This window comes from Agrobacterium tumefaciens (assembly GCF_031801495.1).
GTDB lineage: Bacteria > Pseudomonadota > Alphaproteobacteria > Rhizobiales > Rhizobiaceae > Agrobacterium > Agrobacterium tumefaciens_K.
Genome location: NZ_JAOEGC010000001.1, coordinates 171,432 through 195,103 on the forward strand (window position 1 = coordinate 171,432; position 23,672 = coordinate 195,103).

Here is a 23,672-nt window from a genome sequence, read left to right on the forward strand (position 1 = left end):
CTGTTGCCAGTGGCCTAACCTGTTGGTGATCCTGGGGTTCCCGCCTGTCGCCTGTCAGCTCTTATCTTCGCAAAAGTCTCGGGTCTGATGTCGGCGACGGCGTTCTTTTTGCGCGTGCTGTTGCCAACAAGGCTCTCGAAAAGCGCCATATATTGTGCGGCACTCTTGTCCCAGGAAAAATTAGCCTGCATGGCCTGCCCCTGAAGCCGTCGGAAAAGTTCGCGGTCATTATAGGCGTCAATAGCGCGGTCCAGCGCTGCGCGCAGATCGTCTGTGTTCGCCGGCTCGAATTGAAAGCCTGTCGCCACGCCCGCTTCAATGGCCGCGTCATTCGCATCGATAATGGTTTCCGCCAGCCCGCCCGTGCGGCTGACGATGGGCAGCGCGCCATATCGCAGCGCGTAGAGCTGCGTCAGCCCGCATGGTTCGAACCGTGAAGGCTGGATGATGAAATCCGAGCCGGCCTGGATCATGTGCGCCAGCCGTTCGTCATAGCCGATATGGGCGCAGACCAGCTCCGGATAACGCTTTGCCAGCGCCCCCAAGCTGTCTTCCAGTGTCGTATCTCCCTCTCCATGAATGATCAGCCTGCCTTTCCTTTCAATTATAAGGGGTACGACGTAAGGGAGGAGATCGATGCCCTTTTGCCAGGTCAGGCGACTGACCACCCCGAAGACCGGGCCCTGGGTAGGGGCAAGACCAAGGGCCTGGAGCAAGGCATATTTGTTGAGGCTCCGTCTCGTGGCCGTGGCAGCCGTGAAATTGGCAAGAATGTAAGGGTCCGTCGCCGGATTCCAGACGTCCTGATCGACGCCATTGACGATGCCGCGTAGGTTCTCGCGCCGCTTAGCAAGCACGCCCTGCATTCCCATTCCCATTTCCGGTGTGAGGATTTCTCTCGCGTAAGTGGGGCTTACCGTCGTCACGGCCGATGCGGTCGTCAGGCCACCCTTCAAAAACGACATGTCGCCATAATATTCTAGGCAATCCACGGTGCAGAGGTGGGGCGGCAATCCGAGCATACCCGCCCGCTCCATTGGATATTGCCCCTGAAACGAGAGATTGTGAAGGGTAAGAACGGAGGGCACCTGCGGCGTTGCCTCGGTGAGGTAGACGCAGGTTAAGGCCGCGTGCCAGTCATGTGCGTGAACGAGATCGGGCTTCCAGCCGTCAATCGCACCGACTGCGATTTCCGCTGCAACCTTGGAAAGGACCGCAAAGCGCAGATCGTTGTCGGAAAAAGGCTCGCCTTTTATGCCATAGGGATGGCCGTCCCTGTCGAACAGGTCCGCCGCTTCCAGAAGCAGCAGTTGTTGACCGTCGGAGACAACGGAATAAACCGATACCGGCTGCTCAAGAACAGTGGCACTCAGACATGGCTCCTTTCCGCGGATAAGTGGCGTGAGCTTCCGGTACAAAGGCAGCAATGTACGAACATCCGCCCCCTGTCTCCCCAGCGCCTCCGGCAGAGCACCTGCCGCATCGGCCAAGCCGCCGGTTTTGACGAATGGAAACATTTCGGCCGTCACGGCAAGAATCCGCATTTGGCGCCTCCGGGAACCGCATTGATCTTAGATTGCGAGGAGCCGGAAACAGGTTGGTAACAACCAAGCCGCCTGCCGGGAACAGGCGGGCATTACCTGTCCTGCTGATGCCCTTGATGGGTCGTGTTAATCTTTATGTTTGCCTGGCGGCCCGTCTGGGTCGAAGTCTTCTGTTCCTTGATCGAAGAGGCGTCTTCCGTGCTCAGACGGGCATTGTGACCGGGACCCTGGTGGCTCCGGTTGTCTTCTGGAATGGGGAGTGTTTTCCGGGTCATGTGATAACCTCGCTCGGTATGAGTTCCTTGGAGCAACCCGAACCATGCCTACGCAGGTTTGTTCCCGGTCCGCCGGTTGACACTTTCATATCGTGAGCGTCTCGTTTCACAGATCGATCGACAATCGGAACAAGGCAACGTTCTGCCCACCAGCATGGCGAGATGCAGGATTATCGGAAACCTGGGAGGTGAAAAACTAAGCTGAAATCGTGGCAGGCTGCCACGCGTCAGACCTGGATGTCAGCCAACACGCAATTTGGTTCGGAAATAGAGAGCGGCCAATTGCTGGAGTTTCGACGGATCGACAACGCCGCGATCATACATTTTCAGGACATAGCGGGCGACCTCTGCACGGCATAAAGCCGGGTCGCGTTCTGCAGACACAACATTTTCGTAGGCTGCCTTAACGATATTGATGTCTTCGTTTAGAAAAATTCCAGCACTCAGATATTCGTGATTGATTTGCATTTCACCTCCTTGAAACGCGCTCAGCGTTTCACAGTGTGAGGGAAGATGCATTTATCTTATAGAGAAACGACCAAAGGTAAATGTTCGCAAGCGTACCAACTGCAACTGGGAACGGCCGTCCGGCCTACCGAACGCCCTCGCTCGCAACAGCAATCAGGTCGGCAAGCGCGGAATCAGAGCGGTATTTGCGTAGAAAACGGGCGAGCATTCGATTGTTTTCCTCTTCGGGCACGCCGTAGAGATCGCCGGCATAGGTCACAAGCATCTCGCGGTTCCTGATCGTAATTCGTCCCCTTTCGGAGCGAATGAACCCAAAGCTTTCCAGCACGTGGAGAGCGTCCGTCACGCTCGCGCGCCTGACTGCCAGCATGGTTGACAGGAATTCGTGGGTCAGTTGCAGCTGATTGCTTTCTACCCGGTCGTGGCACATCAGGAGCCAGCGGGCGAGGCGCTCCGTTACGGACTGGGTGGCATTCGAAGATGCCGTGAACTGTATCTGTGTTCTTGAGACGTGCAGGGCGCTGACCAGAATGTCAGAGAACACCCGATGTTTTGAAACAAGCGCGTCAAACGACCTGATATCCATGAAAAGTGCTTCGCCCGGAGCCTGCATGACGATCTCGGTCAGGTTCGTTTCCGCACCTGCTACGGCTCCCATCGGCACGAACCCTTCTTTGCCGACAACTCCCGCCTCGGTTTTGCGCCCCGATTTGGTGACGACAACGACGGACGCTATGCCGGATGACAGGAAGAAGACACCCTCGATGGCACCGCCAGCTGGTATCAGTACGTCCCCCAATGCGAGCTTGATGGGCCTGGAAACGTCTACCACCTCAAGCCTGACGTCATCGGGTAGATGTGAAAGTAGAGTATTCGTTTCACCATGGATATCGACTTGCTTCAGCATAGCACGTGCCTCGCTTTAATGTCTGATGCCCCCTCCTTGCGCCATCAAAGCGGAAACAATGTTTTCAATGTCTTCCGAACGCCTGGAGAGGACAAAAGGTCCCGGCTCGCTATCGATGACCGCGTCGGGTACGAAAAAAAGATAGGGAATGGCTTGGCCTTCCAACTGCTCGGAGAGGCGTAGCAGGACGTTTGCCTCGTAACGGACGTCTATAATCGCGGCAGTAAATTTCAGAGCGTCTTCACTCTCTATGAAACTGGCGGAATACGGTCCCTCAAGACCAATCTGAGCATGAAACCAGGCCATTCTGATTTCCGGCGTCACGGTATCAGTCATGCCTATGATCGCGATGGTGAGGCGTTTGACAGTTTGCATGCTTTACTCCTCGCATACCACCGCATGCGTATGTCTTTGCGCCTACCATAACGTCTGAACAGGATGATTTCAGCCGCCCGGTCGTCCGAATTTATCAAATATGCGCGAGAGTGCTGGCGGGGCGTCGCGCATCTCTTCCCAAGGTGGCATCTTGTGACATTCCCCTCCCCCTGACCGCTTCCGGGGCGGAACAATTGAGGATGAGCGTTGTTAGGATGCCGTGCGCCCAGATGGAGGTATCCTATGCAGGCGAAAGATAATGGCATGGCTGATGCACCACGGGAAAGCATCAGGCCCGAGCAGGATTTGAACCGACCGCTAAGCGAAAGGTTCGATTCGAAGTTTTCACCCGTCGGCGTCGATGACGGCGATTTTCGCGGCCGCAAACGCACCTGGAAAACCATGATGGTCTTTGCGCTTGTGATATTTGCGCTGGCGGTCGCCATTGCGCTCTATTTTTTAATCGCGACGCATCCCGGTCGCGCCGCGTGAGCCAGCGCCGGCCCGTCATTTCGCCGAGACTTTACCCGCCGCGAGATTGCGACCGTCAGTCGACGGTGGAAAGCTCATTTCTGCGTTTCTACGTCGCAGGGGAACATCCACCTGGTGGGGCACCGCTACCGGCACCTGGAGCGACCGGGACACCTGATTGGGGGCTGCGGTATCGGTCAGGGTCATATTAGTCGTTTGAGCGAGACGACTCGCCTCTTCGGTCGGTAGCATATCGCTTTCGAGCAGCTTTGCTGCCGCGAGCGCCAGATGTCGGCTGGGATAAACGCCTCTCATGACATCAGAGATGACGACGGCCCATCTCTGTTTCATCGAGAGCGGTCTCGCGTCCACGGTCATTCATGACGATAGCGGCAAAAGCGTCGAAACCGCACTCGTCGGCCGGGAGGGGATTACCGGCTGGCCCGCTCTTTTGGGTGCGGAAACCGCACTGGATGAAACCATCATGTGTGTTGGCGGGCGTGGCTTTCTGATCCCCGCCGTCGAACTGCGACACGAAATGGAGAACGATGCGCGGCTGCGGGCGCTTCTACTGGGCTATGTCAATATTTGCCTGCTTCAGATCGGCCAGCTTGCTCTTGCAAACGGCCAGTACAGCCTGCGCGAACGGCTCGCGCGCTGGCTGCTGATGTGCCATGATCGGCTCGATACCGATGATCTGCCGATCACCCATGAGTTTCTTTCCACCGTTCTTGGTGTGCGCCGCCCTGGCATCACCAACGAACTTCACATTCTTGAAGGAATCCATGCAATCCGCGCCAGCCGCGGAAACGTCCGGATCGTCAATCGCAGCATATTGCAAGACCTCGCCGACACGACCTACGGCGTCCCGGAAAAAGAATATGAAAAACTGATAACTCGTATGCGGACGGATGTTGCAACGCCATCAGTCACTTCCATCTAGCGTGTCGGCGAAGCGGACAACTATCAGTGCTTCTTCATGTCTGTTCCTGAGATGATGCCAGGATGTCGTGCCCTTGCAGGATTGCCTCAGTCATCGCGGCCATCCCGCCAGGGCCTGCTGTACGACCGTGCGAAGTAACTCCGGATCCGCTCCCGCCTTCGCCTGAACGGCAATCCCATGGGCAATGATGAGGACGAATGTTGCGAGCGCGTCAGGGTCAGCCGTTTTCGGCAAGTCTCCCTCCGATCAATCACGTTCGACCGAGGAACAGAGTTTACTGACTGGCCTTATCTTCAGGCGAGCATCGGCATGCAAACGTGGTTCTGTGATCCACAATCGCCGTGGCAAAAAGGCACTGTCGAGAACACTAACCGCCGGGTGGGAAAGTGGCTGTCAAGAGAAGTCGATCCCTGACGGTCACAGACGCAGACTTGATTGAGATTTGCAGTCGGCTCAACGCAACGCCGCGCAAATGCCTTGGCTATCGAACGCCCGCAGAAGTTTCCGGAAGAAAGTTCTCGCGCAGATGCGGCATGCAAGTTAGCTTTGGATGCCCTGCAAGTCGCGGTTCAGTATGAACTCACAAACTCGAGCTTCAAGGTCAGCCGCATCACTGCAACTCTAAGGAGACAGATCACCGTCTTTCAGGATGCGCAGCACCGCCCCTTCATCCAAAGCCTGGGCATCGAACAGCGCCTTTGCGAGGGCATGGAAAGTCGGCCTACATCGTTTGAGGATCGTCTCTGCCCGGTCGAGTGCCACCTCCAGCCTGGCATGAACGCGAGCGGCCAGTTCGGTATCTCGGTCCAGAACCGCGCCCGCATCGCGATGGGGCCGATAGAGCAGCGGATGCTCGCTCCCGAAGCCGAGGGTGCGCTCGATGTCAAAGGCAAGCCGCGTGGCGCGCGCCAGATCGCTGTCGTCGGTACCTCCGGAACCGCTCGAGACACGTTTGAGCACCAGTTGCTCGGCAGCCCGCCCGGCCATCAGCATGGTCAGCATGTTTTCGTACCAGTCGCGGGTGTCCGTGGTCCAGGCGTGGAAGCCGACGAGATTGTAGCCGCCCTCGCCGGTATCGATGTTGAGCCCGCGAACGGGTCCGAGATCGAGCGCATGATGCACGACGGCATGTCCTGCCTCGTGGAAGGCGAAGCGCCAGCGCAGATTATGAGGCACCGGTGGACGATGACCGCGGATGCCCTCTTCGATATCCTCATAGCGTATCGCCCGCTTGCCGCGGCGCGCTTTCAACCGTGCTTCGCGGACGATGCGCTCGATATCCGAGCCTGTCAGCCCCATGGCGCGCGTGGCGAGACGCCTGAGGATCGCATCGGCGGAATGAGCGTGTTGCGCGGCGGTCGGCGTTTCCATCGTGGTGGTGTTCTGTGGGGCGGTCATCGGCTGGCTCCCTTGCATTCTTCTTCGGCTTCGTGCTTCAGATGATCGGCGACGATCTTCTTCAGAGAGAATCCGTTCTCGGCTTCCCACCGGGTTTCCGGTACCGGCTCCCGGATCAGCGACATCACATCGTCACCGAGATGATGAGCCAGGATTTCGGCCAGCGTCGGGACATCGGGCTTGGGGATTTCGATATGGGTCTCCAATCGTCCGGATCGCTTGATGGCCTCGTCGATATGGTCAGGCCTATTGGTGGCGCCGACGACAATCAGCCCTTCGTTTTTGATCGCGCCGTCGAGCAGTTCCAGCGCCTTGTTGACGACGGTATTCCAATAGTCGGCATATTCCCGCTCCGCCGGCTGCCTCTTGCCGATACCATCGATCTCATCGATGAACAGGATCGCCGGCGCCATGGCCCGCGCTTCGACAAATGTCTTGCTCATCCTGTCGATGACGTCGTTGAGATGTCCGCCCTGCAGCCAGGTCGAGACGGATGTGACGACCAACGGGATTTGCAGGCTGTTGCACAGTGCCCGGGCAAAGGTCGTCTTGCCGGTCCCGGGCGGGCCGGACAGCAGCAGCTTGGTGCTCATCTCCGACCATGCCAGGATACTCGCCCGGTAATCGTCGAGGTCGACCTTGAGATCGAGCGCCCAGTCTTTCGCTCGGCCGTATCCGGAGAGGGTCTCGACGGTCATTGGCGGCTTTGGGCCGATCTCACCTGCCGTCGGCACTGGCTCCGGCTGGATCACCTCAGCGCCAGACGGCTTGTCCTTCTTCCAGCGGCCGTTGCTATCAGTGTCGGTCGATTTCGGCTTTTCGTGCGAACCTTGGGGCTTCTCGGTGGATGTGTTCGACGATGCCGATACAGATGCCTTTTGATGGCTCCCGCCACCACCGCCCTCTTCTTCCTCGAAGTCGGCGCGATTGCGCTCAATGAGCGTGGCCAGGACATGCAGCACGTCGCGAACATGCCGCCCCGGTCGAAACGCAAGAACCAGATCCTCGAGCGACAGCCAGCGCGCATCGGAATCCGCCGGCAGTTCCAGCATCTCGATTGCCTCGTCCGGATAGAGCACCTCGACCAGATCGGCGACGAACCTGCGATCGAGCTTTCCCGTTTCCAGCGACAGGTCGGCGGCGATCTGCAGCAGCGAGGGAATGTCCGACCGCTTCTCCGCGATGGCGAGGACGGACAGGTCGCGGGACAGCGCGCTGAGCATCCGCCGGCGCAGGGCATTGCCCGTGACCCGATGCACGCCGGCACCCGAGAAGGTCATCAGGCGCTTGCGTGCCTCACCTTCGAGGACATCGAAGTGATCGTCGTTGAAGATGTGGTCCGCATCGACGATCGCAAACGGGCCGCCCGGCACCAGCCGGGTTTTCTCCAGGAGCCGCAGCACTTGCCCCTCGAAGCCCGCAAGTGGTGCATGGAGGGTGACGACCGGTACCACACGGGTCAGCGTATAAACGATCTCCCGAAGCGACCGCCCGCTGCTCTTAACCGCGCGCGCCAGAACCAAGGCGGACACGATGTGACTAGCCAATGGCTGAGCGGCGGCGCGATCTACCAGACCGATGGCGTAAGCGCGCCGATCGATTCCGTTACCCAGAGCTCCATGATGCGCGATTGTGCCGCGACGCGCCCGAGGGAGGGCCACGAGTTGCGAGGCGAACGGCGGATGAACGGTCCCGGCGGTCACGACACCATCGCCACCGGAACCCGGCCCCGGATTGCCGGTATCCTTCGGTGGGATAAGCCAATCACCAAAATTCCGCCGGAACCAGGTATCGTCACGGATCGGATCGCCGGTCAGTCGTGTCGTATCGAACGCCGGGCTGTAGCGGCAGGTGAGATGACCATCGACATCGACGATCTTACTGTCCAGCAGACCGTTGCGCAGAGCGATCCGGCGTGCCTCGCGGCGCGCAAGGTGCCGAAGACGGCGAACAAGCAGTCGGGCGAGCTTATCCATCAGTCCGGCCTCCCGTCTGCGCGGCAATAATTGCCGTTTGGACGTTCTGCACCGGATCACGCCGACGTGCCCGACCACGCCGCCGCCCGTCAATGCCAGCGGGATTCGGGATCCGCGCCAACACACGGTCGCGCGGCGAACGACGTGGCAGATGCGCGTCAGCCGACGAACCCGTCGAGCCAGACAGGCTCAGATGTTCGTTCCGGAACCGATCGAGATGCCGGTTGCGGCTCCGCAGCCAGTCGAGCAGCAGACGGCATGCCGCATTGCCGCCGTCGCCAACTGCACGCAACCGCAGCATCAGAGGCTCCGGCACAAAGCCATGCAGCAAACTACCTTGCCGGACGCAGGCGAGCGCCAACCCGATCAGAACGGCGGGATCGTCGCGGTAGCTCGAACCGGGGCTAAGGTCGTCGAATCGGATATGAGAGAGATTTGCAGACTTACTGCGAAGGCAAGGCAACGCGACGGTATCGGTCGTAACCGCTTCGCAACGGAAGCCGGCCACAGACGGGCTGTGGTTATCGATGGACATGACTGTCTCCTCGCCGGAGCGCATCGCATCCGGCGTTCGTGGAATGGAAAGGACTGGAGAAGCCGGCCACGCGCTTCAGGCGCGGCCGCGATCAGTATCGCTGGGCTAAGCGGCTCGTCAGTGCCGGCGCGGACGGCGGGCGAAGCCGACCCGGATACGGACCGGTTCGGGCTCTTCGTCCTGATCGTCGAAGCACCCCAGGTCGTAGTAACCGTCGTCCTCTTCATCCGCAGCCATGGCCCGCTCTTCCTCGTAAGTGCGGGCCGGACCGTTCAGAGCGATCAGCGGGTTTGCGACAATGGCAGCGGCGGGCGCCGTATCCAAGATGGTGATTGCCACCAGACCAAGTGCCTTGCGGGCTTCTGCCTCGAGAAGCTGCTGCACGCGGCGGCCGAAGCGCAAACGCAGTTCGGCCATGCAGGTGGCGACACCGTCGATTTCCAGGAGATCGTCGATCTCGGACAAGGCCCAGATGCCGCTGGTGTGATCGCTCGGGCGGCTGGCGCCATCGACGATCGCAACTTCGACCGTGTCGACCATCAGGCGCTTCTGGTTCTTGTAGAGCCAGTCGGGCAGAACCATTGCCGAGGCCATCATCTTGAGCTTCAATTCTTCCAGACGGCTGGTGTCGCCATACGACGCCAGCGACCGTTTCAAGTCGAGAATGTAGGCCGTGTGCCGCACACGATTCACGATAATCACGTCTGGCGTATAGCTGCCCTTCGCAGGTGCCTCGCAGTCAAGCTTCACACCATCGAGGCTGGACCAGTCGTTTCCAGACACGGCTTCGAGCGCCGCCTTGACGAGCGGCAGCTTGAGCGACTGCGTCAGGACGAGAACATTGGGATTGGCTTTCGCCAGGCGTTCGACCGCCTGCTCCAAGAGCTTGCCCTCGCGGAACGAAACGGCGCGCACGAGCGAAGCGATGTGAACGTAATGGCCGAGGATCTCATCTTCGACGGGTTCACCATCGGCAATCGCCGCGATGGCGCGATCGATCAGCAGATCGAGATCGGCCTCGACGTCACGGAAGCGAACGATGTGCGGATGGCGGCGCAGCGCGGCCGGTTCGCCGATGCTGTAGGCACCGATACCGAATGAGCGATGGGAGAACAGCGATGCCGCTGTTGCGGTCGAACGAAGAACTTCCCCGGTGGGGTTAGAGAGAGTATGCGTGGTCATAGCCCGATTCCTTTGTACGAAGGCTTGAGGGTCAGGCCCTTGGTAGCGTTGGCGCGCTGCCTTGGGCCGTTTTGTGTCCGGTCTTCCGAACGGCCCCAACCTGGCAGGACCGGGAGCCGGGCTCAAGGACCCGGAACAACAAAAAAGAACAAAGCAGGTACATAGTTAACGGTGGGCTCACGAGGTCCGGACCAACGAACGCGTCCGGCGATCGCAACGGTCGACCTCAGCGTTTCGCTCGCCATCATCAGGCGAAAGGAAAAGGGCCGACATGCGGCCCTTTCGAGTTTGGCGGGAAGTCCGCTTCACCGGCCTTCGTGCAAACTGCATCTTAAGGCGTGACGACGGGTGCGAGTTCAGCCTCAGCGACGCTGTCATCGGCAAGCGCCGGCACCTTGGCAAACTGCTTGCGGTTTCGCGGCAGCTCCCGGCTGACCGTCATGAAGCCGCCGGTCGCCTCCTCCAGCGCAGCACCAAACCGGTCGATCACCTCATCCGTGACATCGGCAGAGACCTCGTCCGACATTACCGGCTCGGCATCGTGATGATCGCCAACGCTGTCCGCTTCTGCCGGAACCGCCGGTTCGGAAGCCGGAGCAGTTGGCGCCGCAAGCGGCCATTCCGGCTTCCGCTCTCTGGACACCGCCCAGCCGAGCACCGGAAGCACATGCAGCGCAAGCCAGTCACGCATGTCTTTCGACTTCGGCCAGCCATCGACGCCGCCCAATGTGTAGAGCGTATCGTTGACCTCGGCCCAGCCGCTTCCTTTCAGGAACTTCGTGGCCTTAGTGTTGCGGCCATAATCGAGCTCCGGCTCGATGAACAAGGCCAGGCTTTCGAGTTCCTGCCGCGCGACGCGGGCGATGTCCTGGATTTCCTTCGCTAGCGCCTCCTTGATCACACGGCTTCTGCTCAGCGCAGCCTCGACCGCCTTGCAGATCGTGACGACGTGCTCGATGAACGCTTTCAATCCATCGCGGATCTTGGCCGCAATCAACGCTTTCAGTCCGCCCACACCGCCGGCCCAGAACTGATCGTCCTTCTCGGCCTTGTCGCCACTCTCCTCGCCACCGGCAAGAATGGCCTTCACGTCGGCGACCTGAAGGCGCCCGTTCTCCTCAGCAAAGGCAATGGCCGCCTTGACCTGATCGTCGGTTGCCGAACTCAGGTGGAACAACACCGTCGCGCCGACCGAGAGGTCGACCAGTTCATCACGGTAGGGTGTCAGGTTGCGGTACACCGCAGTATAATTGCGGGCGCTGCGCGGTGCGAGACCGCAGCGCATCTTTACCCAATGATCAAACCGGCCGTCGGCCAGCAGGTCTGCGGCCCGGGCCAAATGATCGCCGAGCTCGAAAGTCTGTTCGGTCGTACGGCGCCCGAGATCGAAAATGTAGGCGGCGCTCGTTTCGAGCTGTTCGCGCATTGAGTGCCCGATACCGTTATCTTCGTAGGAGTACGCGGTAGTCGCAGTGGTCTTGGTATTTCTGGTGCGCATGGAAGTCTCCGTGTGACGCGTTTACAATGTATCCGATGAACAATCGCATCGGATATCTATATGATCGCGCCAATGCGGATGTAATGCAAATTCAAGTAAAATATCTTCATAGTGTACATTTGATTATAATCTTTATTTATCCGTGGTATTCAGCGACTATACTTAAATATAAATGACATACTAATCAATTAATATCGAGATATACAATAATTCCAAAAAATTTTCACTTCGTGTTTGGTCATATTTATTTCACCGCAAAATCCAGAATCCGGAGCCGGATAGCCGACCTCCCACATTTAAGGCCTTCACGAAGTAGTTTGGCCGTCACGGCAACACGCGACGAAGTAAACACGAAGCCAGCGTCTCGCCGTCCAAGAGCGACGCTCGATTTCCACCCGAAGATGACACATTCCGCGCGAACGGCTGGGACATATGACATGCGACTTCGCGAATGAACCCACCGGGAAGTTTTTGGTTCGTCGCCGCCTCATAGGCCGGAATGGAGATGGGTCTGCAGGCGCAAGCGCGACAGGAAGCCCTCGGCGATTTTCGTCAGCTTGCCCACAGGTCGTTTCAACGTGTCCGCACGTCGAGACAAATTGCGCTCATTTGATTCAAGGTCCGATATTTTTGATTCCAAACGCTGGTCATTTGATTCACGACCGCCGTTTGTCCCTCGCCAGCTTATCTCGACCTGTCTCAACGTGCCCGCAATTGATCTCAAATTGCGATCATTTGATTCAGAACCCCAAAAAAGCGATTCATAAACCGGGATTTCCGATTCCATGCAAACGGAGTTGCCGTGGCGATAACGGTCTGGCATCCGTAGCCTAAGACCTGACGGGGAAGAGTGCATGCCAGCGAAGTCCGAAGAGATCCGCAACAGCAAACAGCGCGAGCGACAGCAGAAGCTGCGTGATGCCGATCGAAAGGCCAAGCGCCCCGGACGCGACGATGTGGCCCGCACGGCGCTGTTCATGACAATCTCTGGCATGACGACGCGCGAGAAGACCGAAGAGCTGGAACACTTCCAGCATGTCGTCGTCTCTATGCTGGTTCGGCAAGGGTTCGACGAACATGCATCCCACGCCGTCTTCGATGAGCTTGTCGAGAAGTACCGGGATGGCGACTGGCCCTTCCGCCGCAAGCCCCATCTGCTCTATCCTGACGGTGCCAACGAGGGTGACTGACCGGTTTCGTTCGACCTGCCAACTACGGTTCCAGCCCTTTGTCATCCCAACCCCGCCATGGGAACGCCCAACGGCGTTTGCAATCTCTACGACACCTCCCCCCATTACTCGGTTAATCGCCGTTTGATTCTGAATCGGATTTCCAGAGTGCTGGGGGGGGGCGATCATCTAAGATAAACTCATCAGCATCCATCCGATCCGCTAAAATTCTATCGATCTGATTAAGCCCTGGTCAGCCAGGTTTTCAAATAATCCTGAATCCTGCAAGGTCACTGCATTGATTTCGTAAGGCGTACGGATAATGTCGCCGGCGGCTGAGGTGAACGCCTCGGCAGGAATGCGGCCAGCGGAAGCCCTTGCATGGCGGAAACTGGTTTTTGATTGGCTTTTTGCTAACCGGGACAATCTTGCAAGGGAGGACTCCTGGCGCGCTCGTGACACCGATGATCGAGTGGCGTACCGATTTTTACAGAGGCTCTGGCCGGTGCGGACCGTCCTGCAGAGCATTGCCCAGCTTGGGTCACCTTATCCGTGTGGTGGCTTTCAGGCACAAAGAGATGGGATCGAGGGCGAACGGACGCCTGAGGGATCCAGAGTGGTGAGCGCATTCCTTCAACTCCACCCTGGATACGAAGGATCCGAACGTGCCCAACATCATCGACCTCCCGTCCGCACTCGGTGCGATCAAGACCCATCACCTCCACGACGTCGACAACGACACCAAATCCCGCCTGTATTCCGGCACAGCGGCCATGGCCTCCATTACCGGCGCATCGATGTCGCGCGTCCGGGATGCCGTGCGGCTCGCCCGTAATGGCGCAGGCTGGGTAGACCGCCGCCGTGCTCCCGCGGTCACAAAGACAAGCGGCGACGAGATCGAGAGCACCCTGCGATTGCTGGGCTATGCGGGAGAATGGCACGACATCAAAGGTCGCCCGACCCTTGCTGCGTACCTCAAAGCCCGCACGGGCATCCAGCAAAGCCATCCCTGCGTCGTTTTTCTGGGCAACCACCGCGTCGCGATCAGTGGCGGGCTGTTTTGCGACGTGACCAATAACGGCCTGATGGTCGATATCGACCGGGCACCCTGGCGGCGCAAACCGGTGCACCGTGTGTTCGTCCTCACCCACCGCATCCCTGCGACGCAGATCCCGTCGAAGAATCTTCAGCGCGTCCAGCCGGCACACCTGACGGCGGAGCAGAAGCAACGGATCAAGGAACTGGATCGCCTGTTTCGCGAAGCCATCAAGGCAGAGACCGGCGCGACACGGGTCAAGGTGACCGCCACTGAGGTCTTCATTATTCGCCCCGCCGATTCCGGCTGGACGTGGTGCGGCGCACGCGATGGCGTCGTCGACAGCCTTCTCAAACTTCAGGAGCATAGCTGGATTCGCGGCAACACCGATGAAGCCACGGCCTATCGCTCCATGATGGGTTACTGACCAGCGCTCAGGAGCGGCACTTCATCGGCGGCAATTATTGCCGCCGGCACCCCACACCTGCCGGGCCATGATGACCCGGCATCGCGACGGGGCTCTCAAGTCCCCCGCCGCCGGTTACCATGTCCCCCAACTTCACCAATTCGAACGGAGATCACTCCATGACCAAGAACGTCCTGTTCTATGCACGCCATTCCTCCGGCGACCACGTCCATGCCTGCCTCGAAACGCAGCTCTACTACGGGCACCGCTTCATCAAGGGGAATGGCTGGACCTTCGCAAAGTCCTATACTGACGAGGATATCGGGGAAGTCGTCTTCATGGCGCAGCCTGGCGTGCGCAAGCTTTTCGCCCATATCGAGCGTGAGAAAGTCGAGATCGTCCTCTGCCATACCCTGGACCGGTTGTGCTCGCGATTTGATATCGCCAGCCGGCTGTTGAGCGAACTCGCTCGCAAGGGAATCGAACTCTGGACCGCCGATCCCGGCGAGCGTATCACCGCCCGGAACCTGTCGGATTACTATATTGATGACCGCAGCAAGATGTTTGCCGTCTGCAACCACGTTGCCCAGGTGCCCGATGACCTGCGTGAGGAGAAACACTTCGCGCCCCTTCCCTTCGGCTACCGCTATTCCGGCGCCTGCAATGCCGACGGCCAGCGCATCTTCGGTTTCAAGGTCGTCGATCCGGTCGCCGCCGACGTCATCAGGCGTATTTTCGGTATGTATGCCGAGGGGATGGCACCGACAAAGATCGCTGCTCTCCTTAATGCGGAAGGCGTGGCCGGTCCCCGCGGCAGTATCTGGCGCGACGCTGCGATCCGCGGCGACCGCGCCAGCAGAACCGGGATCCTCAACAATCCGGCTTACATTGGCGCGTGTAAACAGGCGGGCGACGATCACTACCATTACGTATCGGCACTGCGCATCGTCAGCGATGACCTCTGGGACCGCGTGAAGGATCGCCAGGATGCCGCAACCGAGCGTGCTGCAGGATTGGCAGGGCGCCGCAAGCAGCAGAGCTGAGCACGTTGCAAACGAACTGGCCGGCAATGCCGGCCAGTGTTCATGAAGAGATTAATAGATATGGAATTCCGCAAATGACCAAGAATGTCCTGTTTTATGCCCGCTACTCCACCGACCGCCAGCACGAGGTGTCGATCGAAACACAGATCGAGCTCGGCAAGGCCTTTGTCGCGCGTCAGGGCTGGAAGCTCGTGGAGATTTACTCCGATGCCGCCATCAGCGGCACCAGCTACCAGCTCCGCCCCGGCATCCAGAGCCTCATGGCGCATGTGAAGCGCGACCGCATCGATGTCGTGCTTTGCGTCACCGTCGATCGCCTGTCGCGCGACATCGAGCATAGCGCCAAAATCCTCAAACAGCTTCGCTATTGCGACGCGGACATCTGGACCGTCCATGCCGGCGCGCCGGTGACCGACCTGGAGATGGCCCTGCGTGCCGCCCTCAGCCATGAACTGGTCGAACAGATCCGGTATCGCACGCGCGAAGGCATGAAGATGGCCGTCCGGAAAGGCAAGGCATCCACCTGCCTCGCCTACGGCTACATGCTCTCCCAGCAGCGCGATGTGAATGGCGATCGCATCAAAGGCCTACGCGAGATCGATCCTGCGAAGGCTGAGGTGGTTCGCCGTATTTTCACCCTCTATGCCGACGGCATGTCGCCTCGCGACATCGCCCAGCTTTTGAACAAGGAGGGTGTCGCCGGCTCGAGAGGCCGTAAGTGGCGCGACACCGCCATCCGCGGTCACGTCAGCCGTGGTACGGGCATCCTTAACAATGAGAGTTACATCGGCCGCATGGTCTGGAACAAGCGTAACTACCGCAAGAACCCGGAGACTGAACGACGCACCGCGCGCGCCAACGACGCAAGCGAATGGGTGCTGACGGCGGTGCCGGAGATGCGCATCGTCTCCGACGACCTATGGCAGCGGGTGAAGGAGCGACAGAAGGAGATCGGCGAGCTTTACGATTTCGGGCAGAGCAACCGGCTAAATGCAACGCACCGCCCGGGATACCTGCTCAGTCACCTGCTCGAATGCGCGGAATGTGGCGGCCCCTACGCGATCAGCGGCAAAGATCGCTATAGCTGCACCAACCGCAAGAAGCGCCTGCCGATCGACGAGCTCGGCGGAGCTTGCTGCAGCAACAGCAAGACCATTACCCGCCAGGAACTGGAGAGCCGCGTCCTCGATTGCCTGCCGGCTGCGTTCTTCTCCCTGGGGATGTTCGACACCATGTCGGCAAAGGTGATCGAACAGGAAACATCAAAGCTTCGCCGCCCGAAAGCCGAGCGCGAGCAAATGACGCGCGAACTGAACGAGTTGGAGCGCAAGCAGAAGAGCATCATCCAGCAGATCTCGGACCGCGCCATGCAAGGCCGCCCTCCTCTCGCCGCGCTCGACGATACGCTCGATCAGATCGAGCACCAGCGTGTCGCCCTGGCAAGGGAGATCGACGCATTCACCACGTCCAAGCCGGACATGCGGGCGAAGATCGAGGAATTGAAGCAGCGTCACAATCCCGCCCAGACGGAACTGCGCATGCGCCACTTCTTCCTGCAGGCGCGCCGCGGCAAAAACGACGATGCCAAACGTCAGGTGATGCCGATTGTGCGCTCACTGGTGCAGAAAGTGGTAATCGGCAAGACCCCGGGGCACCAGCCGGCAACTCTGCAGGTACATGGCCTGATCGCTTCCATCCTCGCGCAGATGGACGTTCTCGACTTGATGGAGCGTCGCTTCGTCGCCGAGGTGCATGCGGACTTCATCGAGAAGCTGGAGGCTGGTGAGATCGAGACGAAGGAGAAACAAAAAAGCTCCTCGACGCGTATGCGGAGGAGCTTTCAGTTAAAGTCTTGATGGTCTTGATCTGGTAAGCAGTCCGTCGCCAGCAGCGCCGCCGCCCTCGTTCAGTGAGCGGACTTATAAACCCCACCCCACAAATAAGTCAACACGGCTTTCAAAACTTTTCCAAAAATTCGGTCAATATATTGATTTAACTCGTTTATTTTGACTTTTCGCCTCTTCGGCCCCGAAAATGGTTTGTAATTCCCGCGGTTCTGCACAGGCCAATGCGCCCCTGCATAAATCAAGAGCGCTCACGCCTTGTTTTAGCCCGGTTCGTCACTAATGAGGTTCGATCAACGGGGCATTCATGGCCACCTGTAATGAGGATATGGAGAGGCTCCAAAAGCCGCTGGGTTTGACTCAGGGCGTTGAAAGTTGCACACCTTCGCTGGAGTTTCTGGAGAACGCATGACCGACGGGAAACAGCAGGCATGATGGCGGATCGTAATCTGATCCGCTCGCTTGGCACCGAACCGCCCATTCTGGCGGAGGGTCGGCGTGCGCCTGACCGTCGCGAAATCTCGATGCGATGGCTCTCTGGCACATTCCTGACCGGTATCACCTCTTCTATATTGATGGGCGTCGCGTTGTTCGCGGCACTTGATGGTCGCCAGCAGCTTGCCATCCCGGCCGAGGCATTTGCCAGAACCGACATGAGCAATGCGACTGAAGCCGCCCGTCGCGGTGTTCGTCTTCTTGCACCCAATATTGCAGCCCGCCCTTCGGACCGGTCGATCATGGAAGTCTCGACAGTGATCCATGACGGCGACAAGGAAGTCGTCCGCAAGGTGCCGTTCTCGCACGTCAAGATACCGCTCGCGGCAAATTATGCCAAACAGGATGACTATCCGGCATTTGACCCGCTGAACATCTTCGCAAGCAACGATGACAACAGCGCTGCCATCCCGCCAGCCAGCAGGACCGGTACCATCTACGGCTCAGAGGTCGAGTCCGAAGTCAATCTGAAAACGGTCGCTTTTCCGACGCAGCATTCCAAATATGCTTTTGCAGGATCGCTGAGCTTCGATGAGGTTGAGGAAGCGGTCCGCTCGAATGGCTCCATCCTGACGGATGGAAACGAGCAACTCGCTGCGCTCTATTACATCGACCCGCGTCGTTTTGACGATGACGAAGGGGATGTCGATATCACCGCCGGACTTGCGGCACGCGTCGTTGAACAGAACATGTCCGTTTCGACACCGCAATCGCCATCCGCGCCGGTGAAGGAATATGCCGACGACGTCATTCCCGCCCGCCAGACAGAGACGATCGAAGAGGCTCTGTTTGGCGCCGGTTACTCAAAGGCACAGGCGTCGGAGATAGCCCTCCTTCTGTCACCTGAACTCCGCTCAAAAAATGTCGAGAGCGGCGATGTACTGCGCGTTGGCGTTCTGCAGGAAGACGAGAAGAGCGATATCGTGCGCGTGAGCCTGTACCGCAAAGGCAGGCACATGGTCACCATGGCAGTCGATGACAGCAAACGCTTCATCAAGGCGAGTGAACCGCCTCAACTCGATGCTGTTGCGACCGCCTTCGACAGTACCCCTGCCCCGGCGGCCGGTCGCGATCTGCCCAGCGTCTATGACGGCGTATATCGCGCGGCACTCGCCTACGGCATGAACCAGAGCATGGTCTCACAATTGATCAAGCTGCTTGCCAGCAGCGTCGATTTCCAAGCCCAGCTGAAACCGGCCGATACGCTCGAAGCCTTTTTCTCCGTCGAAGACACCGATGGAAAAGCAACCGACAAATCCGAGCTTCTCTATGTGAACGCCAAGTTTGGTGACAACGAAACGCGATTTTACCGTTTCCAGAACCCGGACGACAACAGCGTCGATTACTTCGATGAAAACGGCAAGAGCATCCGCCAGTTCCTGATCCGTAACCCTGTTCCCAACGGGCGCTTGACGTCCGGCTTCGGCATGCGCCGCCATCCGGTTCTGAAATTCAGCCGCATGCATACGGGTACGGACTGGGCAGCGCCCCGCGGCACACCCATTATCGCAACAGGCAATGGCGTCGTTGAAAAAGCCGGCTGGTCCAATGGCTACGGTAACCAGACCCTCATCCGTCACGCCAATGGCTATGTATCGTCCTACAATCACCAGAGCGCCATTGCCCGCGGTGTGACGGAAGGCTCGAAAGTCCGGCAGGGACAGGTGATCGGTTACGTCGGATCCACCGGCCTTTCGACCGGGGCACACCTGCATTATGAGCTGATCGTCAACGGCACAAAGGTCGACGCCATGAAGGTCAGACTGCCGGGTGGAAAATCGCTCTCTGGCGATGCACTGGCAAAATTCTCCGACGAACGGAAGCGGATCGACAATCTGCTCAATATCGAAGACAAGCCCAATCAGGTTGCCAGCCGGTAATCGAAGCAGACGGTCAGTGGATCATCGATACGAAAAGGGCTCCGTTTCCGGAGCCCTTTGTTTTTATGCCGCATCTGCAGTTTCGGTTTCATCCGAACTCTTCGCCGGCTTTACCTTGAAGAGCAGGCGATCTGTTCCCGATGTCACCTTGACGCGAGATCCATCCGGGATTTCCCCGCCGAGGATCATCTCGGCAAGCCTGTCCTGAACGGCCTTCTGGATCACCCGCTTCAACGGACGCGCACCATAGGCCGGATCGTACCCCTTGTTGGCAAGCCAGTTGCGGGCATCTTCGTCCAGCTCCAGGCCAATTTTGCGTTCGCCCAGAAGCGCCAGAAGACGCTTGAGCTGGATATCAACGATAGCGCCCATTTCATCGCGGCGCAGGCGATGGAACAGAATGATATCGTCGATACGGTTCAGGAATTCCGGCCGGAAATGCGACCGGACGCGCTCCATCACCAATTCACGGACGGAATCGACATCATCATTGTCACCCATCTGCGTCATGAATTCCGAACCGAGGTTCGAGGTCATGATGATGATGGTGTTCTTGAAATCGACGGTGCGGCCTTGACCATCGGTCAGGCGACCATCATCCAGCACCTGCAGCAGGACGTTGAACACATCCGGATGGGCTTTCTCGATCTCATCGAACAGGACCACCTGATACGGCCTGCGGCGGATGGCTTCCGTCAAGGCTCCGCCTTCCTCGTAACCGACATAACCCGGAGGCGCACCAATCAGCCGGGAAACAGAGTGTTTCTCCATGTATTCCGACATATCGAGGCGAACCATCGCAGTTTCGTCGTCGAACAGGAAGCGCGCTAGCGCCTTGGTCAACTCCGTCTTGCCCACACCGGTAGGTCCAAGGAAGATGAACGAACCGATCGGACGGTTGGGATCCTGAAGACCGGCTCTCGAGCGGCGAACAGCCTTGGAAACCGCCTGAACGGCTTCGCCCTGACCAACCACCGACTGCGCAAGTTCGTCTTCCATCCGAAGCAGTTTTTCGCGCTGACCTTCCAGCATCTTGTCAACCGGAATTCCGGTCCAGCGGGAAACGACATGCGCGATGTTGTCCGCCGTCACGACTTCCTGAACCATTGAGCCGGCGCCACTGGCATCGCGTGCTTCCGCGGCGGCCAGTTCCTTCTCAAGTCCGGGAATGATGCCATAGGTCAACTCGCCGGCACGCTGGAACTGACCGCCACGCTGGGCAATCGCCAGTTCATTACGCGCTTCTTCAAGCCGCTTCTTGAGATCGGCAGCATGACCAAGCTTCTGCTTTTCCGCCTGCCAACGAGCCGTCAGCGCATCAGCCTTCTCTTCCGTATCGGCAAGCTCATCTTCGAGTTTCTTCAGCCGGTCGGCAGACGACTGATCCGTCTCCTGCTTCAAGGCTTCGCGCTCAATCTTGAGCTGAATGATACGACGATCAAGCTCGTCCAGTTCCTCGGGCTTGGAATCCACCTGCATGCGAAGACGCGATGCGGCTTCATCCATCAGGTCGATGGCTTTGTCCGGCAGGAAGCGATCGGTGATGTAGCGGTTGGAAAGCGTCGCAGCCGCCACAAGAGCCGAGTCCGAGATGCGGACCTTGTGATGCTGCTCGTATTTTTCCTTCAGACCGCGCAGGATCGATATCGTGTCCTCGACAGTCGGTTCATCCACCATGACCGGCTGGAAACGGCGGGCAAGCGCGGGATCCTTCTCGACATGCTTGCGATATTCGTCCAGCGTGGTCGCGCCGACGCAGTGTAGTTCACCACGTGCCAATGCAGGCTTCAGCAGGTTGGATGCGTCCATCGCGCCATCAGCCTTGCCGGCACCAACCAGCGTATGCATCTCATCGATGAACAGGATGATACCGCCACTTTCGGCCTGCACTTCATTCAGCACGGCCTTCAGACGTTCTTCGAATTCACCGCGATATTTCGCGCCGGCGATCAATGCGCCCATGTCCAGCGCCATGAGCTTCTTGTCTTTAAGGCTTTCCGGTACATCACCGTTGACGATACGCAGCGCCAGACCTTCCGCAATCGCCGTTTTACCGACGCCGGGTTCACCGATCAGCACAGGGTTGTTCTTGGTGCGACGCGAAAGCACCTGAATGGTGCGGCGAATTTCATCATCGCGACCGATCACCGGATCGAGCCTGCCTTCGCGGGCTTCCTCGGTGAGATCACGGGCGAACTTCTTGAGGGCATCGAAACCCTGCTCAGCATTGGCGCTATCCGCGGTACGGCCCTTGCGAATTTCGTTGATGACCTGATTAAGAGCCTGCGCCGTCACGCCTGCTTTCTTGAGCGAAGCGGAGGTGGACGCCGAGCTTTCGATGGCAAGCGCCTGCAAGAGCCGCTCGACAGTCACGAAGCTGTCGTTTGCTTTTTTCGCCAGATCCTCAGCGGTGGAGAACACCTTCGCAAGAGGAGCCGTGAGGGAAAGACCGCCATTGCCACCGGAAACTTTCGGCAGTTTTGCAAGTGCCGCGTCGTTCGCAAGACGCGCTTCCTTGGCGTCACCGCCGGTTCGCTCGATCAGCGACGCTGCCATGCCCTGCTCGTCATCGAGCAGGACTTTCAGAACATGCTCGGGCGTAAACTGCTGATGATTTTCAGCAAGAGCAAATGTCTGCGCTGATTGCAGAAAACCGCGAACGCGTTCGGAGTATTTTTCAATATTCATACCTGAACCTCCATATACCGGTCTGCCCGTTTTCGGCACAGCCCCGGATGTTTGGGTTGAGGCTCCCTTGAAGGCAAGCCCCGCTACAAGAGATGCATTTCAGAAGATTTCGCATCCTCGCCTATTGAGGAAACCAGCGGCGCGATAACGCGGTGCCGGTTCTTTCAAGAGAGATATGGGAGGCATCTTCTTCGGTTTAAAGAGGAGGAAATCCACATGGTGGAAATTTTCAGCGTACTGTGAAACGACACGTCCGACACGTTTTGCATCGACCGTCTCCATCTCCTACCCGGCTTCAAAGGCAGGATGTTTCCGACGTTGAAACCGTTTGCGACCGTGAAAAGCAAAAAACTCCGGCAAGCCGGAGTTTTTCGATGACGTCTCTAATCTGAAGGCATACTGCTTATTCGGCAGCGCTTTCCAGCGTTGCGGGAGCAGCTTCCTCGCCAGCGGGTGCTTCTGCGCCTTCGGCATTTTCATCAGAGGCGGCGCGACGTGGACGGCGCGGACGCGGGCTGGCAGCGCGGCGGCTCTTCGGCGCCCGCTCTGCTGCAGGAGCGGCCGTTGCCTCTGCCTGCTGCTGCTCTTCCTCGACGGCGACTTCCATCGGCGTGCCTTCGATGACCGGTTGCGGCGCAGAGCTTGCATCATAAACCGGAGGCGCTGCCTCGACAGCTGTCTGACGCTCCTGTCGGTCGCGACGATCCTGGCGATCACGACGGTTCTGGCGCGGCTCGTTGCGCTCGGACCGCTCCTGACGTTCCGGCTGATCCTGACGCTGGGCGCGTTCGGTCTGCTCGGACTGCTGTGGCGGCACGATGACTACAACGTCGTCGCCGTCGTTAACATCTTCATCGTCGGTGTCGGCAGCATTGTAGTCGGCACGATCGTCACGCTGGAAACGTTCCTGCATCTGCGCCTGTGCGGCTGCAATGATGCGATTGTAGTGTTCAGCATGCTGCAGGTAGTTTTCAGCAATCACGCGGTCGCCGGAACTCTGCGCATCCCGTGCAAGTGCGGCATATTTTTCCGCTATGTGCTGGGCTGTGCCACGGATCTTAACATCAGGGCCGGAACTGTCATAAGTCCTGGTGAGCGGATTACCGCCTTTGCGGTTGAAGTTGTTGTTACCGCCACCATTGTTATTGTTGTTGTTATTTCCACGCCCCCGGCCGCGCTTGTTTTGCTGTCCTGGCCTCATCAATTGCTCACCTGAATTCTGTTTTGCTGACAATCTGGTTGTTTTCATACAATTCCAAACGGAAATCGCTTACGCATTTTCCTTGAAATTGCTCCATCACGCGCCTTGCCGGACATAGCTCCGGACGAAAACCTCGCGTATGACGCCCGGCTGCGCAAATGCTGCACCGAGCCGCCTGCGAACAAAGTTTACTGATTCACATGCCGGAAACGTCCAGCCTTTAAGGGCTCTTAAAAGAACCCGCTTCGGGACTGACCCATACCCTGACGAATCTTAATTCGTCCTCAGCCACCCGGCATGTGGCCGCAAACTAGCCCGCTTCATGCGGAAATCCAAGT

General features: G+C 58.5%; 20 protein-coding genes and 1 pseudogene. 8 read left to right on the top strand and 13 right to left on the bottom strand.

Features of this window, described 5'->3' with window-relative positions:
- Positions 1 to 14: 14 nt before the first annotated feature.
- The 4 genes from glgA to N7578_RS00905 all read right to left on the bottom strand — a co-directional run bounded on the left by glgA (position 15) and on the right by N7578_RS00905 (position 3,569).
- Entirely contained in the window at positions 15 to 1,544 is a 1,530-nt protein-coding gene (glgA, locus tag N7578_RS00890) for a glycogen synthase GlgA (RefSeq protein ID WP_311108443.1), read from the bottom strand.
- Positions 1,545 to 2,059: 515 nt separating this feature from the next.
- Positions 2,060 to 2,287, bottom strand: coding sequence for a hypothetical protein (locus N7578_RS00895; protein WP_311108444.1), 228 nt, complete (start codon positions 2,285 to 2,287; stop codon positions 2,060 to 2,062).
- A gap of 124 nt (positions 2,288 to 2,411) precedes the next feature.
- The gene (locus N7578_RS00900) at positions 2,412 to 3,194 is read right to left on the bottom strand and encodes a Crp/Fnr family transcriptional regulator (protein WP_311108445.1); all 783 of its coding nucleotides are present in this window, start codon (positions 3,192 to 3,194) and stop codon (positions 2,412 to 2,414) included.
- A 15-nt stretch (positions 3,195 to 3,209) separates the two neighbouring features.
- Complete coding sequence (locus tag N7578_RS00905) at positions 3,210 to 3,569, bottom strand: hypothetical protein (protein ID WP_311108446.1); 360 nt, start codon at positions 3,567 to 3,569, stop codon at positions 3,210 to 3,212.
- 243 nt (positions 3,570 to 3,812) lie between these two features.
- Here N7578_RS00905 and N7578_RS00910 point away from each other — a divergent pair, with 243 nt between their 5' ends.
- Positions 3,813 to 4,061, top strand: coding sequence for a hypothetical protein (locus N7578_RS00910; RefSeq protein ID WP_311108447.1), 249 nt, complete (start codon positions 3,813 to 3,815; stop codon positions 4,059 to 4,061).
- A gap of 292 nt (positions 4,062 to 4,353) precedes the next feature.
- Positions 4,354 to 4,983: a Crp/Fnr family transcriptional regulator gene (locus N7578_RS00915; RefSeq protein WP_311108448.1), complete on the top strand. Its 630-nt coding sequence runs from the start codon at positions 4,354 to 4,356 to the stop codon at positions 4,981 to 4,983.
- Between the two features lie 90 nt (positions 4,984 to 5,073).
- Here the strand turns inward: N7578_RS00915 and N7578_RS00920 are convergent, their stop codons facing one another.
- Positions 5,074 to 5,217, bottom strand: a complete 144-nt coding sequence (locus N7578_RS00920; protein ID WP_311110104.1) for a hypothetical protein — start codon at positions 5,215 to 5,217, stop codon at positions 5,074 to 5,076.
- Between the two features lie 9 nt (positions 5,218 to 5,226).
- On the opposite strand from N7578_RS00920, the pseudogene N7578_RS00925 reads away from it, so the two are divergent.
- Positions 5,227 to 5,561 (top strand): annotated as a pseudogene (locus N7578_RS00925) (IS30 family transposase); the annotation flags it as partial.
- A gap of 43 nt (positions 5,562 to 5,604) precedes the next feature.
- Here N7578_RS00925 and N7578_RS00930 read toward each other — a convergent pair.
- The 6 genes from N7578_RS00930 to N7578_RS00955 form a co-directional block, all read right to left on the bottom strand.
- Positions 5,605 to 6,381: an ATP-dependent Zn protease gene (locus N7578_RS00930; RefSeq protein ID WP_311108449.1), complete on the bottom strand. Its 777-nt coding sequence runs from the start codon at positions 6,379 to 6,381 to the stop codon at positions 5,605 to 5,607.
- Positions 6,378 to 8,357, bottom strand: a complete 1,980-nt coding sequence (locus N7578_RS00935; protein WP_311108450.1) for an ATP-binding protein — start codon at positions 8,355 to 8,357, stop codon at positions 6,378 to 6,380. Before N7578_RS00935 ends, N7578_RS00930 begins: the two co-directional genes overlap by 4 nt.
- On the bottom strand, positions 8,350 to 8,892 hold the full coding sequence (locus tag N7578_RS00940) for a hypothetical protein (protein WP_311108451.1): 543 nt from the start codon (positions 8,890 to 8,892) through the stop codon (positions 8,350 to 8,352). The genes N7578_RS00935 and N7578_RS00940 overlap by 8 nt, the downstream gene beginning before the upstream one ends.
- Positions 8,893 to 9,009: 117 nt before the next feature.
- Entirely contained in the window at positions 9,010 to 10,074 is a 1,065-nt protein-coding gene (locus tag N7578_RS00945) for a hypothetical protein (protein ID WP_311108452.1), read from the bottom strand.
- Between the two features lie 331 nt (positions 10,075 to 10,405).
- Positions 10,406 to 11,572 (bottom strand): hypothetical protein, encoded by a 1,167-nt coding sequence (locus N7578_RS00950; RefSeq protein WP_311108453.1) that lies wholly within the window; start codon positions 11,570 to 11,572, stop codon positions 10,406 to 10,408.
- Positions 11,573 to 12,059: 487 nt separating this feature from the next.
- Positions 12,060 to 12,359, bottom strand: a complete 300-nt coding sequence (locus N7578_RS00955) for a hypothetical protein (RefSeq protein WP_311108454.1) — start codon at positions 12,357 to 12,359, stop codon at positions 12,060 to 12,062.
- Between the two features lie 67 nt (positions 12,360 to 12,426).
- Here N7578_RS00955 and N7578_RS00960 point away from each other — a divergent pair, with 67 nt between their 5' ends.
- From N7578_RS00960 to N7578_RS00980, 5 genes are all read left to right on the top strand, one after another.
- On the top strand, positions 12,427 to 12,762 hold the full coding sequence (locus N7578_RS00960; RefSeq protein ID WP_311108455.1) for a hypothetical protein: 336 nt from the start codon (positions 12,427 to 12,429) through the stop codon (positions 12,760 to 12,762).
- A 644-nt stretch (positions 12,763 to 13,406) separates the two neighbouring features.
- Positions 13,407 to 14,204, top strand: coding sequence for a hypothetical protein (locus tag N7578_RS00965; RefSeq protein WP_311108456.1), 798 nt, complete (start codon positions 13,407 to 13,409; stop codon positions 14,202 to 14,204).
- A gap of 158 nt (positions 14,205 to 14,362) precedes the next feature.
- Positions 14,363 to 15,226, top strand: coding sequence for a recombinase family protein (locus N7578_RS00970; RefSeq protein WP_311108457.1), 864 nt, complete (start codon positions 14,363 to 14,365; stop codon positions 15,224 to 15,226).
- A gap of 74 nt (positions 15,227 to 15,300) precedes the next feature.
- Complete coding sequence (locus N7578_RS00975; RefSeq protein WP_311108458.1) at positions 15,301 to 17,082, top strand: recombinase family protein; 1,782 nt, start codon at positions 15,301 to 15,303, stop codon at positions 17,080 to 17,082.
- Between the two features lie 419 nt (positions 17,083 to 17,501).
- Positions 17,502 to 19,445: a M23 family metallopeptidase gene (locus tag N7578_RS00980; RefSeq protein ID WP_311108459.1), complete on the top strand. Its 1,944-nt coding sequence runs from the start codon at positions 17,502 to 17,504 to the stop codon at positions 19,443 to 19,445.
- Positions 19,446 to 19,508: 63 nt separating this feature from the next.
- Here N7578_RS00980 and clpB read toward each other — a convergent pair whose 3' ends face one another.
- Positions 19,509 to 22,133 (bottom strand): ATP-dependent chaperone ClpB, encoded by a 2,625-nt coding sequence (clpB, locus tag N7578_RS00985; protein WP_311108460.1) that lies wholly within the window; start codon positions 22,131 to 22,133, stop codon positions 19,509 to 19,511.
- A 403-nt stretch (positions 22,134 to 22,536) separates the two neighbouring features.
- Positions 22,537 to 23,334 (bottom strand): DUF4167 domain-containing protein, encoded by a 798-nt coding sequence (locus N7578_RS00990; protein WP_311108461.1) that lies wholly within the window; start codon positions 23,332 to 23,334, stop codon positions 22,537 to 22,539.
- Positions 23,335 to 23,672: the final 338 nt, after the last annotated feature.